This is a genomic window from Staphylococcus sp. 11007852 (assembly GCF_011394325.1).
Classification (GTDB): domain Bacteria; phylum Bacillota; class Bacilli; order Staphylococcales; family Staphylococcaceae; genus Staphylococcus; species Staphylococcus agnetis.
This window is the reverse complement of the sequence record NZ_JAANBJ010000016.1, coordinates 22104-36031: the sequence shown is the minus strand read 5'-3', so window position 1 is coordinate 36031 and position 13928 is coordinate 22104. Positions and strand designations below refer to the sequence as shown.

The 13928-nt window shown below is 35.9% G+C and carries 16 protein-coding genes and 1 riboswitch; of the genes, 2 read left to right on the top strand and 14 right to left on the bottom strand.

What is annotated here, in order from left to right; genetic code table 11:
- Nucleotides 1-463 (bottom strand): GNAT family N-acetyltransferase (locus tag G8Y85_RS04350; RefSeq protein WP_165805482.1); only part of this gene is annotated, 463 nt, incomplete at its 3' end.
- 89 nt (nt 464-552) lie between these two features.
- On the opposite strand from G8Y85_RS04350, the gene G8Y85_RS04345 reads away from it, so the two are divergent.
- Entirely contained in the window at nt 553-1257 is a 705-nt protein-coding gene (locus G8Y85_RS04345) for a DUF1129 family protein (RefSeq protein ID WP_165805483.1), read from the top strand.
- Between the two features lie 150 nt (nt 1258-1407).
- On the opposite strand, the gene G8Y85_RS04340 is transcribed toward G8Y85_RS04345, so the two are convergent.
- The 10 genes from G8Y85_RS04340 to G8Y85_RS04295 form a co-directional block, all read right to left on the bottom strand.
- Complete coding sequence (locus G8Y85_RS04340; RefSeq protein WP_060552408.1) at nt 1408-1899, bottom strand: DUF456 domain-containing protein; 492 nt, start codon at nt 1897-1899, stop codon at nt 1408-1410.
- A gap of 17 nt (nt 1900-1916) precedes the next feature.
- Entirely contained in the window at nt 1917-3119 is a 1203-nt protein-coding gene (locus G8Y85_RS04335; protein ID WP_103345914.1) for a sugar efflux transporter, read from the bottom strand.
- Nucleotides 3120-3132: 13 nt separating this feature from the next.
- Entirely contained in the window at nt 3133-4002 is an 870-nt protein-coding gene (locus G8Y85_RS04330; RefSeq protein ID WP_060552406.1) for a LysR family transcriptional regulator, read from the bottom strand.
- A gap of 103 nt (nt 4003-4105) precedes the next feature.
- On the bottom strand, nt 4106-4669 hold the full coding sequence (locus G8Y85_RS04325; RefSeq protein ID WP_060552405.1) for a ribonuclease FAU-1 family protein: 564 nt from the start codon (nt 4667-4669) through the stop codon (nt 4106-4108).
- A 301-nt stretch (nt 4670-4970) separates the two neighbouring features.
- A complete protein-coding gene (locus tag G8Y85_RS04320; RefSeq protein WP_037566429.1) occupies nt 4971-5684 on the bottom strand; it encodes a YebC/PmpR family DNA-binding transcriptional regulator in 714 nt (237 codons plus the stop codon).
- 79 nt (nt 5685-5763) lie between these two features.
- Nucleotides 5764-6756: a ThiF family adenylyltransferase gene (locus G8Y85_RS04315; protein ID WP_107370587.1), complete on the bottom strand. Its 993-nt coding sequence runs from the start codon at nt 6754-6756 to the stop codon at nt 5764-5766.
- Entirely contained in the window at nt 6756-7523 is a 768-nt protein-coding gene (locus G8Y85_RS04310; protein ID WP_107370588.1) for a thiazole synthase, read from the bottom strand. Before G8Y85_RS04310 ends, G8Y85_RS04315 begins: the two co-directional genes overlap by 1 nt.
- 1 nt (nt 7524) lies before the next feature.
- Entirely contained in the window at nt 7525-7725 is a 201-nt protein-coding gene (gene thiS / locus G8Y85_RS04305) for a sulfur carrier protein ThiS (RefSeq protein WP_103345918.1), read from the bottom strand.
- The gene (locus G8Y85_RS04300) at nt 7722-8306 is read right to left on the bottom strand and encodes a thiamine phosphate synthase (RefSeq protein ID WP_060552402.1); all 585 of its coding nucleotides are present in this window, start codon (nt 8304-8306) and stop codon (nt 7722-7724) included. Before G8Y85_RS04300 ends, thiS begins: the two co-directional genes overlap by 4 nt.
- A 60-nt stretch (nt 8307-8366) precedes the next feature.
- A riboswitch (TPP riboswitch) is annotated at nt 8367-8476 on the bottom strand.
- A 16-nt stretch (nt 8477-8492) separates the two neighbouring features.
- Nucleotides 8493-9131 (bottom strand): Bax inhibitor-1/YccA family protein, encoded by a 639-nt coding sequence (locus G8Y85_RS04295; RefSeq protein WP_165805481.1) that lies wholly within the window; start codon nt 9129-9131, stop codon nt 8493-8495.
- Nucleotides 9132-9408: 277 nt separating this feature from the next.
- On the opposite strand from G8Y85_RS04295, the gene G8Y85_RS04290 reads away from it, so the two are divergent.
- Complete coding sequence (locus G8Y85_RS04290) at nt 9409-10230, top strand: CHAP domain-containing protein (RefSeq protein WP_060552400.1); 822 nt, start codon at nt 9409-9411, stop codon at nt 10228-10230.
- A 288-nt stretch (nt 10231-10518) separates the two neighbouring features.
- Here the strand turns inward: G8Y85_RS04290 and G8Y85_RS04285 are convergent, their stop codons facing one another.
- The 3 genes from G8Y85_RS04285 to G8Y85_RS04275 all read right to left on the bottom strand — a co-directional run bounded on the left by G8Y85_RS04285 (nt 10519) and on the right by G8Y85_RS04275 (nt 13841).
- A complete protein-coding gene (locus G8Y85_RS04285) occupies nt 10519-11520 on the bottom strand; it encodes an inorganic phosphate transporter (protein WP_060552399.1) in 1002 nt (333 codons plus the stop codon).
- A gap of 14 nt (nt 11521-11534) precedes the next feature.
- The gene (locus G8Y85_RS04280; protein WP_039646860.1) at nt 11535-12152 is read right to left on the bottom strand and encodes a DUF47 domain-containing protein; all 618 of its coding nucleotides are present in this window, start codon (nt 12150-12152) and stop codon (nt 11535-11537) included.
- Nucleotides 12153-12908: 756 nt separating this feature from the next.
- Nucleotides 12909-13841, bottom strand: coding sequence for an NAD(P)H-binding protein (locus G8Y85_RS04275; protein ID WP_060552398.1), 933 nt, complete (start codon nt 13839-13841; stop codon nt 12909-12911).
- Nucleotides 13842-13928 lie beyond the last annotated feature (87 nt).

The window sequence follows — 13928 nt, the reverse complement described above, 5'->3', positions numbered from 1 at the left end:
TATCCAGTAGCTTATGCATGATGACTTTTTGCACACGATAGCCTAATTTTTCATTTAATGACTGCATCGCTGTATTGGTAGCTAAAACTGTCCCTATCATATGATGGGCTTTAAGTGTTCTAGCCCAATTTTCAACATATTGTTTAAGTTCCATTGCTATACCTTGTTGTCTATAGTTTGGATGGGTATATAAGGACTCAATCGTCACTGTTTTCGATGATTGATCATAATGAGCCCAAATATAGCTTACGACCAGTGTTTCTCTTAATACTACACGGATACACTCTTGTTCATATTGGAGACGACGCAATATCATTTCTTCGTATAATGCACACATCATCGTAGTCACGCCTTTTTGAACTGTAGGGTCCCCTTGCAACATTTGCACATGTTTATGAGCGATGTCTTGAATGCACGCCACATCAGCGTGGGTTATGTTTTTGATTACAGTCTCCTTTCTCATAATAACCTCACCTTAATTCATTTGTATTTTGCACGTAGTCATACTATAATCAATTTAAATTATGCCATAATTTCAAGGAGGTGTGTATGATGAAGTCTGTAGAACAACTCACGCGAGACAACAATGTTAAATCATTACGTTTAAATAATACCGATCGCCAAATTTTTGAAAGTTACATGACTTATGTTCGAGCTGATATGCGCGTGAATGCATATGAATCAGAAAAAGTGTTACAACACATTTTGGATCATCTTTTGAAAGCAGAAGATAAAGGGACGCATGCTATGGATTTCTTTAATCATGACCCTAAAAAACATGCCATACACACCATTAAAACATTACCGAATCATACTATTGTCAATATTTTTAGAACCATTCTTAAGCATTTAATATTATTACTTGGTGTTTTTTGTTTCTTAAAAGGTTTTATTGGTTTTTTCATTAATGATACACGTCTTTATTTATATACATTTCCCATCACATTTGTCATAGGGGTCTTTGTATTGTTTTTATTTATATGGGCTTGCTATAAAATGGTACAACTTCAAGCGTTTAGTTATTCTAGGTTCTCATGGTTTTTTGGTTATATCGTTATTATTGCGTTATTCATCATTTTATTTTTACTGTTTTTCTTTCCTCAAAACTTTTTACAATGGGGACCGTACATTAATATTGGCAATTGGACATTTATATTAATTTCTTTTGTAGTCATACCAATCGGATTATATATTAATGACCGTCAAGAAAAAAAGAATAAAACAGAGACGGCATCTTGGCGTTATAAAGGGACTTAATTCTTCCTTTTTTTCTAAACATATTCAATATAAAAATAGCCTTCAAAATTCATGTTTCGATGAACTTTGAAGGCTATTTAACTTTTACTGTTCTACAGCACATATCATGATGTGCCCTGAATCTGCTATTATTTATCATATTGATGCGTCTTACGTATTGATGAATAACGCATCAATGAAAAACCATAGAATCATTATCAACATCACAATTCCTTGCATGAATGCACTTGAAAAAAATGCGACTAGGGAGCCAAAACTCGCTTTTAGCGCCTTATCAACCGCTCGTTGTTCCATCATTTCAATTACAAATACTAAGATAAATGGCACAATTAAAATTCCAAAAGGAGGTAACACAAAAGAGCCAACGATGACACCTATTAAAGCAGCCCACTCTCCTTTTTTACTACCTCCGAAACGATTGACAAAATAACGATTCATTAATAAGTCAGAAATAAAAATAAATAAAGTTAGGCCCACCATTGCACTCCAAAAAACCCATGATAGTGTGTGTTGGTGAATGCCAAACTGATAAATTAAAAACCCGATCCACAAAAAGAGGACACCTGGAATAATCGGCTTGATTAAACTGAATAATGCAACTGCAAAACATATTACAATCAATAACCAAAATAGTATTGTCATTGCTACATCATCCCTTTCTATTGTGCGTGTGGTTGGACATTCGTTTTTGTTAATAATATTAATAGAAAACCAAGTGCAAGTGACAATGCTGAAACATAAAATACATTGCCAAGTCCAACCCACTGACTCATCGCACCGCCTAATAAATTACCTAATAGTTGTCCTACTACCATTGCATTTGCAAATAAAGTAGACGCATAACCTGGAAATTGCGGTAAAATATCCTGGAAATAGCTGATCCCAATTCCTAACAACACAGCTAAAAAAGCTGCTAAAAAGACTTGCCCTACTAACATCATCGTGACGCTGTTGAAAATACCAATACTTCCAAAAAAGAGCGTACCGCATACTGCGGCAATTGCAAGCAATGTTCTCGTTTCAATTTTGCTTGCTACCATTCCTAAAATAATCATAAAAGGCACTTCAAGACCTGCACATAAACTGGCTAAATGACCTACATACTTTTCATCTTCATGAAGATATTGTGTCACAAATAAAGGCATATTTAATGTATACATCCATTGGCCAATATGCAGCAAGATAAACGCTAAAAACGGAATAATTAAATATGTGTGTTTTAACATTGAAGGCGCATTTTGTTCTAATGTGTGACTACCTCGAATAGGTTGTTTCACTTTCGTCTCTTTGAAGAAAAAGATTTGTAAAATTAATGTTAGTACGATAATTGCTACCGTACCACCAAACAATCCATCATATCCCCAAGATTGATTTAAAAGATTTCCTACTAAAGGACCGAATAAAAATCCGAATGAAAACATCGACCTTAACACTGAATTTGCAAATACTGCACGACTACTAGATGTGGATTGATTAATAGATTCTCTTGCCGAGGCATAAAGTTGTGGCATAGCTGGTGCAAATAACCCTTGAAAAATAGCATATAAAATGATGAATAATAAAATATTATCTACAAAAAATGGCAATGCAAAACTCATTGCTCCCATGAATAATGCACAAATGATAATGACTTTTCTATTGATCGCATGTGTGTCAGAGAAACGTGCCACTATGGTATTCATTGAAAATTGACAAATCGCTGCAAGTGCGAGCAATAAGCCAAATTGGTTCGTGGTCATCCCAAGTTTATTTGTTGCGAATAATACAAAAAAGGGTACCGTTACGGCGATTCCCATTCCAATTAACATCATATTCGCAACAAAAAGTTTATAGTTTTTGATTTGAAGTAATTCTCGAAACATGTGCGCCTCCTCTTTAAATTGTTGATGACGCTGCTACTTGATCTTTTAAAATATTGATGAATGAACTCACTTGAGGCAGTTGTAACATACTGACATCATAGCTTAAATACGTAGAGCGAATGAGCGACTCTTCTTCTATATCCACTTTCACAAGTTCAAACTCATTTTCGTCTAAGTCTTTAACCATAATTTCTGGTAAAATCGTTACCCCTACGCCGCTTAATAATAACGCTTTACATGTCGCCACTTGGTCTACTTTAATACGCGCATGATAATCTTGAGACATGTGATGGTGATACCACGTTTTAATTTGATTGATGTACACGGGATCTGCTTGGAATTCAATAAAAGGTAATTTTTGAAGTTCAGATGCTTTACTTTTAGGATAAATAAAATAATGTTGATCATCCATTAAATGGTCATTATGAAGATTGAGTAGCTGATTTCCTCTCACAATCATAATATGGTAATCGTTATGGTGTGCTTTAATGTGCTCACTTGACCCTACTTGAAGTTGGATTTCAACATTCGGGAATTCGTTCGTATAACGTGACAACACTTCGGGTAATACCGTCTGACCCACTAATGAGGAACACCCAATAGATAACGTACCACTCACTGAGCCGATATGCGCTTTAATTTTATCTTGAAAAAGACGTTCCCGTTTTAGCATCGTTTTAGCATGCTCTATAACCATAGCGCCTTCGATTGTAGTAATCAGCTGTTTTTTGGTACGAATAAATATTTCAACACCAAAGTGACGCTCAATGGATTTGAGACGTTGTGTCACCGCAGGCTGTGAAATATATAAGCGCTCTGCAGCTTTTCTTAACGTGCGCGTTTCATCTAAAGTAATCAATAATCGATAATCATCAATTTTCATATTCACCCTCCTGTAAAAATAAAAAGAAACACTAGACATCACATGTCCAGTGTGCAGAAATATCCTCACAACTTCATGTCTAATTACGATGTTGCTGTGACGTTTATAGCTGCGTACTTCTTTCTGTTTTATGGTATTTATGATTGATTTTTTTATAACAATACATTGCTTTATCGTGAATACTCTCGAAATCTTCATCGATTTGAATCATCAATTGATGTGCAATTACGTAGGCTTCGTGGTATTGTTTTCTGGTAATTTGCTTTGATTTTAATGCGCGTTCCAAATCATCTTGATCTACGAGTTCGTATTTTCCATCAGGTAATACAAGTACATCCAAACATAAATCTACTGTACGCGCTTTACCCTTTTGCGTAATATTTTTTAAATTAATGTCAAAGTAATATTGTAAAGGCTCCCCTTTATCGTTAAACATAACGGTCATACTATAACGTTTCTTTTCCGGCAAAATTTGTAGCCACTGAAAATGATCATTTGCCACAATCATTCGTTTACCAACAACGGTCACCTCCAAAGGCTCTTTCACCTTGTTCATCGTTATCAAACCGATAATTCCTTTAAACTTATTGTTATTTACTTTGACTTCGATATAATCCCGATCTATGAGGCGACGCCAGTGACGTTTATCAATATACTTTACTTTCACAGTCACCAACTCCCTTTTGTTCATTATATATAAACTTTTATATGATGTCACTAAAGAAAGACAAGATGGAGACAGTTCTATATGAAAATAGTATTTATGTTAATTGCAACGAAAGTCTTTTTTCAAATTTAAAGTTTGTTTAAAATAACCCTCACCTCTACTCATCTCACTCATATAATTAAGGGATGATGACACTTACAAACGTCAAGTGTCTTAATGGTATCGTATGCATCTTAAATTTATGTTTTCATTATAAAAACAGAGGTGAAACATCGCGTTCCACCTCCTAATACACTTACTTTTATAATTCGACGTTATGGAAAACATGTTGGACGTCTTCCAAATCTTCTAAAACATCTATAAGCTTTTCAAACGTTTCTTGGTCCTCTGCAGAAAGTTGTACTTCTGTTTGAGGCAACATTTCGAATTCAGCCACTTCGAATGCTTCTACACCCATTTCTTTTAACGCTTGTTGTACAATGCCAAATTGATCCGGCTCAGCATAAACAATCGTTAAGCCTCCTTCTTCAATCACATCACGCACATCTACATCTGCTTCCATTAAATTTTCTAAAACAGTATCTGCATCAAATCCTTCAAAGGCAAACGTTGCTGTATGGTCGAACATGTAGGCTACAGATCCTGATACACCCATATTGCCACCATTTTTACCGAATGCTGCACGCACGTCTGATGCTGTACGATTTACATTATTTGTTAACGCATCAACAATGACCATAGATCCGCTTGGTCCAAATCCTTCGTAACGTAACGCATCAAAGTTTTCATCGCCACCACCTTTAGCTTTATCAATGGCACGATCTATAATATGGTTGGGTACTGAATACGTTTTTGCACGCTCAAGCACAAGTTTTAAAGCTTGGTTTGATTCAGGATCTGGTTCACCAGATTTCGCTGCAACGTAGATTTCCTTACCAAACTTTGCATAAATACGGCTTGTATTTTTATCTTTTTGTGCCTTTTTTTCTTTAATGTTGTTCCATTTACGTCCCATATTTCCATCTCACTTTCAGTTGCTAATGAATACTTTTTATTATACCGCTTTTATTTTAATATTATCAACTCACGTTATATTAAGATGAAAAGAAAATGTGACGCGTTACGTCATCCACATATTTGGTGTGACTGCTTCCATAGATTAATAAACGACCATCTTGGAAAAACGTCATTGTATAGTGTTTATATTTCAAACGTTTAACATAGGCGTTTTGGTGAAGTATCAAGACTTCTTGTGCAAGTGGTCGCTGAAAATCTTGGGGTGTCAAGCGGATTTGAATAACACCTCCACAAAAGGTCTCAGTATGTTGCTGCTTATATGTCAGTCTTTGGTAATGATGTTTTTGACAGACATCGCAAGCCGCTTCTTTTAATTCAGTGATATCTATTGATTTAAATGTGTTTTTATAAATATCGAAAGCTTTCATTTCAAATGAAAATTGTCCGTGCATCACATAGTGAAATACTTCTGCAACGACGAGACTACTCGCAATATGAACAGCAGGGGGTAAAACACCATACTGCGCACAACTTTCCATTGTCTCGGGTACATCCGGCATGAGACAGTTCAAACATGGCCCATCCTTACCTATTGGAAAAACACTAACTTGACTTCCTACGACTGCACTATAAATATACGGGATATCTAACTTATGACACACCTCGTTAAGCAAATATCTTGGCTCATATCGATCTAGTCCATCTAAAATTAAATCAGGTTGATATTGAAGGAAAAGTGTTTCTGCATTATTTGACGTTAACTCTTTATTTAACGCGTTGATTTCAACATGACTGTTCATCGCATTAAGCCGCTCTTTTAACGCATACACTTTTGGGCGCAGCTGATTGGCGTCTATTTCTAAGTAACCACTTTGCCGATGTAAATTCGACATACTCACAATATCTTTATCTAATATCGTTAACTTTCCTACGCCACTTCTCACAAGTTGTTCAGCGATACCGCTCCCCAGTGCACCTACGCCTACAATAAATGCATGCAATTGCGCTAGTTTTTGTTGGCCTTGTTGTCCAAATGCGTGGAATTTTTCTTGTCTATCATAGCGTGACATTAAAGAAATCCAAGTCCTTCTGATGGACTAGATTGGACGGCATTATACCGAACCGGAATGCGACCCGCTTCATAACTGAGACGTCCCGCTTCAATCCCTTTTTTCATTGCACGCGCCATTTTCACCGGATCTTTAGCACCAGAAATTGCCGAGTTTAATAGTATTGCATCCGCGCCTAACTCCATAGCTTCCGCACAATCTTTTGCAGAGCCTATACCAGCATCAACAATAACTGGAATCTTACTGTTTTCAATGATAAAACGTAAATTTAAAGGGTTGCTCAATCCTCTCCCCGTTCCAATCGGGGATGCTAACGGCATGACCGCATGGACGCCTAATTCCTCTAATCGACGAGCTAAGACGACATCATCTGAAATATAAGGACATACGATATAACCTTTTTCTAGCAATTGTTCACACGCGCGATACGTCTCAAAAGGATCTGGTAGTAGTGTATGATCATCGCCAATCACTTCTACTTTAATCATGTCACACACGCTAGCTTCATGAGCAATTTCCGCAATGCGCACAGCTTCTTCAGCTGTTTTAGCACCCGCAGTATTAGGGAAAGTAATAAACTTTTCTAAATTCACATCCGCTAATGGATTGGGCAATGCCTTGTCATATAAATTCATACGGCGTACTGCAAAAGTTAAAACATTTGTTTCTGATGCTTCAATAGCTTGTTTTTGAATATCTGCACTTTCAAACTTTCCTGTTCCTAAAAATAACCTTGAATCAAATGAAAAATGTGCAATCTGAAACATATTATCCGCCTCCTACAAATTCTAAAATTTCAATTCGATCACATTCTGATAACGTATATTGTGGCCATACCGACCTTTTTACAACGTGACCATTTATTTCAATTGCCATACGTTTGCTTTCAATATCAAAACATTGAAGCATTTGTGTAATTGTCGTACCTTTTTTGAAATCATGTGTATCTCCATTGACCTTTACTTTCATAACTGTCCCCCTCCTTTCATCCATATAGACCTAACTTGCTTAACGTGAGACACTTTTTGATTAAAAGCCCCGCGAATCATCGCGATGCCTATAAATTGATGTGAAACGTTAACAATAGTAGTTGCATTTATTCCTCCTACAGCCACTAGAGGTAATGATTGCGCTAATACGTGTCGAACCTCAGCTTTCGTTCTGGGCCTTAGACCATGTTTAGATTCGGTTTGAAACAGATGCCCATACAATCCCCATATTGCCCCTTTATCTAACGCATAACGTATCGCTTTAGGTGAATGCACAGACATACTCACTTGCCATGCTTTAGTGTTAAAATGTGCAGGAATGTCGTACTCACGAAAATGAATGCGCTTAATATCGAATTCCTGCGCCAAAGCTACACGTGTGTGAATAATGAGTTTGTGTTTTGGGAATCCTTGATTAAGTAGCATCTGTATCCATAATTTGAGTGCAGGATCTGACATCGGAGTGCGCAGAATGACACCATCAATGAACGAAGCTCTATGTAGTAAACATTGTTGATGTTGTTCATTTAATATTTCAAAAGGCGTAATTACGATGAGCATCACGTCACCTCCTCAAAAAAAATACTACTTTTCTAAACATAGAAAAGTAGCATGCAAATCAAAAAACGTATGCCACTTTCCTACGCCAGCATTATCTGGATCAGGTCAAGGAATTTTAAAATCACTATTTTAATCTCAGCCGTTAATTGACGGCACTTCCAGTGGTAACTTTAACTATTCAATTTTTTATCGACGCGCGTATCGTGCCAGGTTCAGCACATAGCGAATGATTCTAAACAGATTTAAGAATAAATTGAACCCCATCTCACGAGGAGAATAAGCGCCTCTTTTCATTCTATTAAAATCATACAACGTATAAAGTAAAAAAAGCAACAGCCCAACTAATGAAATGAGCGTATGATAAATCGGATTGTGAATGAAACAACCTACTAAACTTGCGACAATTAACGCAATCAACACTACAAATAAGTACTTCCCTAAATTCGACGCGTCTTTAATTAAAAAGAACCCTATACAACCAAAGATGACAAATCCAACAATGGCTAATAATACATTTTTGAAAAATATACTCGGGCCAAGATCTTGTAGTGCAACTGTAAACGTGGCATAAGATAATAACCCTGATACGATGGTATAAATGTGTGACATGATTGGACCACTAAAACGTGCACGCTGTACAATCATTGTAAGCAGAATGAGTATTAACAACGCAATGGAAAGTGGTTGTCGCCACGCTAAAGGTAAGAACTGTCCAACATACGTTGATATACCAAAAATCAACCAATAATACATAAAAAATAGCCAAACTTTACCATATTGTAACGGATGTGGTTTTATATTTGATTGACCTGTGGGTGATGACATATGCTTACCTCCTATCCAATCCATCAGAATATGTATATGCTAAAACAGTTAATGAATTATTACAACCATTTTAATATTTAACGAACTTAAAAATAGGGTATAGGTCTAAAGTCTTATATTTCAACTTATTCAAAGCTTTTTTAAAAAGCACTATGTTTATCACAATATTACACCTTTGTAACAACGCACAAAATGTCTTTAAATTTTGATACCATGAAGTGGAATCTAATACTTAAAGTCATTCATTAAAAAATTATGGATATAAGGGGGCAATACTTTGAAAAAGTTCGCATTCGCACTTACATTTACTTCAGGAGCTGCAGCGCTACTTGTACACCAAGATGCTGAAGCTTCAACACAACATACGGTACAGTCAGGCGAGTCTATTTGGTCTATCGCACAACAATACGGGGTATCTGTAGATCAATTAACACAAGACAATAATTTATCTAACCATATTATATTCCCTGGTCAAGTGCTTACAATTGGTTCAGCTAACAATAACCAAACTGGAAACAACACACCAAATGTATCTCAAGGTAATACACATACCGTGCGCGCAGGTGAATCATTGGACTTAATCGCAGCGCAATATGGTGTAACAGCGCAAGATATTATGAATGCTAACCAATTAAATGGTTACCTTATTTTCCCTAATCAAACATTAACAATTCCTGGCGGTTCAGGTGGCAATGCTACAACAACTTCAGGGTCACCTACAGGCACTACGCAAACATCTAATGGCGGTTATACGTCACCAACATTCAACCATCAAAACCTTTATGATTGGGGTCAATGTACTTGGCATGTATTTAATAAACGTGCTGAAGCAGGCCAACCTATTAGTACATATTGGTGGAATGCAGATCATTGGGCTGCGAATGCTGCGGCTGACGGTTATGTGGTAGATCATAACCCGACTGTTGGGTCAATTATGCAAAACTACGAAGGCCCAGTTGGTCATGTCGCATATGTTGAACGTGTGAATCCTGATGGCAGCATTTTAATTTCTGAAACAAACTATAATACACCACCAGGTACACCAGATTATCGTACAATTCCAGCTTCAATTGCATCATCTTATAATTACATTCATTAAAACGAATCGATTGAACACTATATAAAAATAGGCCACCAAAGCTCATGTATAAATGAATTTTGGTGGCTTATTTTTAATTAACAGGTGTACTATGTTTCATCCCCATTTTTCAGGATTAGCGGAGCACTTATTTACCGTCCCTTTATTGAATAGTATTTATATGCGATGAGGTATGCCCTATTACACATAGAAAAAAATCGCCTTCGAAGTTCATTTAAACATGAGCATTCGAAGGCGATTTGAAGTACCATTACATGATTTTTATATTAAAGGTAATTCAGTCTATTATTATATAAAGAGGTTCAAAATGAAATAGAAAATAGCTGCAATGATTGCAGTGATTGGTAATGTAATTACCCATGTCACAATCATACGTTTTGCTGTATTCCAATGAACACCTTTAATTCTATTAGCTGAGCCTACACCTAAAATAGATGAGGATACAACGTGTGTCGTTGAGAGTGGAAAGTGAAGATAAGACGCTGTGAAAATTGTCAATGCAGAAGAAAGGTCTGCAGCTGCGCCATTGGCAGGACGAATTTTCATAATGTTTCCACCGACTGTTTTAATAATACGCCAACCACCAACTGCGGTTCCGAGCCCCATTGCTGCAGCACATGAAATTTTAACCCATAATGCAGGCTCTACGTCTGATTGAAGATTGGCTACGATCAATGCCATCGTAATAATCCCCATTGACTTTTGAGCATCATTTGTACCGTGAGAAAAAGATTGCAACGCTGCTGTAAAAATTTGGAAAAATCGGAAGTTTTGATTCGTTCGTGCAAGATTCGCATTTTTAAATACTTTTTTTACAATTGAATAAATCGTAAACCCGACGATAAAAGCGATGACTGGTGAAAGTAATAATACTAAAACGATTTTCGTAAACCCTTGAAAGTGTAAAATACTAAATGAACCTGCTGAAGCAACCGCTGATCCAGCAATCGCCCCAATAAGCGCGTGTGATGATGAACTAGGAATTCCAAAATACCATGTCACCAAGTTCCATACAATGGCTGCTAAAATCGCTGCTAACACAACAACCAAACCATTGTGAATCGTAAATGGATCAACAATGTCTTTTGTTATTGTTGTTGCTACACCTGTAAAAGTTAAGGCCCCAATAAAATTCATAATGGCCGCTAATAAAATCGCATGTCTAGGTGTTAATGCACGCGTAGAAACAGCAGTGGCTACAGCATTGGCTGTGTCATGAAACCCGTTAATAAAATCAAACACTAATGAAAATATAACAATAGCCACCGTTATCAGCACTAATAATTCCATAAGATAGATACTCCTTAGCTATTTTTCATGATTATTGTTTCAAAATTGTTCGCTACTGTCTGACAACGGTCAGCAATATTTTCTAAACTTTCATAGATGTCTTTAATTTTAATTAAAGTGACAGGATCTGTTTCACTGTTAAAGATATGTTTAATGGATTGGCGTAATATGCCATCACAGTTTGTTTCAAATTCTTTAATATTAATAGAATGTACACGCATGTGAGATAGCTTTTTCTCTGACATTAAACCAATTGCTAATTTCATTTCTCCTATGGCTTTTTGGATGTTTTCAACAAATTCGGCCATAAACTCATCTGTGTATTCAATGGAATACATTTCAAACATTGCAGATGTTTCCTCCATTGCATCTAATACATCGTCAATCGCATTACATAAAGACATAATATCTTCACGCTCAATTGGTGTAATAAACGTTTGATTTAAATCTGTAATCACTTGATGCATTAAATCGTCACCATGAGATTCATACGTTTTGATGTTATCTGCATATGTACGTAGATCTAAATGAGTATTGAAATCCATTTTACCGAATTCTACAGCAGCACGATCAAGGTTATAAATCATATCCTCTAAGCGCTCCATAAACTTATCCTTCTTTTTTCTAATCATTTGAAATCCTCCGTTCAACTGTCGTCCTATCCCATTTGTAAACTCATTGTTTATTTAATTATAAATCAATGTTAAATCTTTGTTAACTTATTTAGTGAAAAGTACGCAATTCTGTTATTACTATAGAAACAAGAATTGAAACGATACGTTTTCACTAAAATTTCATAATCCTATTTGAAAATAGCATAAATTTTACATATCTACAATTAAATTTACAAAACCTTAACATTTCTAATTTATTATCGCCTTAAATACGTCATATGCCTACCATTTGGGATAAACTTTCGTAAAATTTTCACATTAAATACACTTGAGTTGCTACGTGAAGCCTTTTAATTGAAGACCATCTATACCAATTACAAAATTTTCATAATTGAACATCAATTAATCATTTAAAGTTATAATCAATTATAGAGTCGATAATAAAAAGTTATCATATGTTCATAACTGTGTGTTATATTGGCAAGCAATTCTTAATCATTTGTCTTTATCATGATGTAAACAACGCGCTGATGCACTAAAAAAAGCCTTTGACAATTCGTAACAAATTTCAAAGGCAATCATAAAGTTTAAGCCACCATCACAAGCACCTCTTGATCTCACACATGTTTTGATAACGTGTGAAATCATAATCACTTAGTGATAGTAAGATCAGTTATACATGGGTGTTTATTACATCACAACAACTCATTGTATCAATTAAAATTAATATGAGTGATTTAAAGTAAGACAAATACCGACCGAATTCATTGATATTTACGACTTTTTATCATTTTTGGTGTAACTCATAAACTCTCCATTGATTTGTTTATGTTGAAGTGTTTGGATACGACATTTCGTATCAAAGCCACGAATAAGCATTTGGTAAAACGGCACTTGAATCATATATGCAATCGGCCAAATTGCTCGTGGAATATAGTCGAATAAATGTACAATAATCCAATTAAATTGAGGAATGTATCTAAATTCAACACATGCGCGTTTCCCTTCTTTTGTATATGAAATTGAACTCTCTTTCGCCACGAGTCGATAGTAGTGCTCATCAATGCGTTCTAGCTCAAATTCAAACAAAAGTTTGTTGTTTTTCTTCTTATAAAACTTGAAACAATCCCCTTCTCTAACGATCTTAACGCGTGTTCCGGTAGTTTGAGAAAGCCAACGGGACATTTCGTCAATAAATGTTTCCATTTCCCAATGTGGTGGCTTAGGTATATGATGCGCAATCCGTATGTCATCATATTTAGCGGCTTGAAATTCTACTGATATGTGTGGTCTATTGATACGTTTACTCGTCGCTCGAACATGAACACCATGTGATTGAAGTTGCGTCACCGTTTCCTGGTCAAATTTGCTTCCTCGCACATACATGATTTCTTGTACATCACAGGCTTTTGCTGCTCTTCCAAAATTATCAGCCGCAATGATATTGAGCTCTTTCGCAAGTGCACGAGTCATTTTCGCCGAATGTTTCGTTGGATCAATAAAAAATACCGCTATATCGATGCCTTCCATTGCTTTTTTCACATCGTAGTAATTATAAATATCCCCTTTTATCCACGTCACGTGAGGATGTGCGTGCTTTTTAGGATATTTAGACATAGTATAAATATCATATTCGGGTGTTAAAGATTCAATTAAGGATTTACCGATTGTCCCCGTTCCACCTGCTAATAATATTTTGAGTCGCATAATGATGCCCCTTTCTAATAACTTCCTATACATGGTAAAGTGCGATACAATAAATAATGGTATCTTATTCCCCTTTTAAGGGACGTT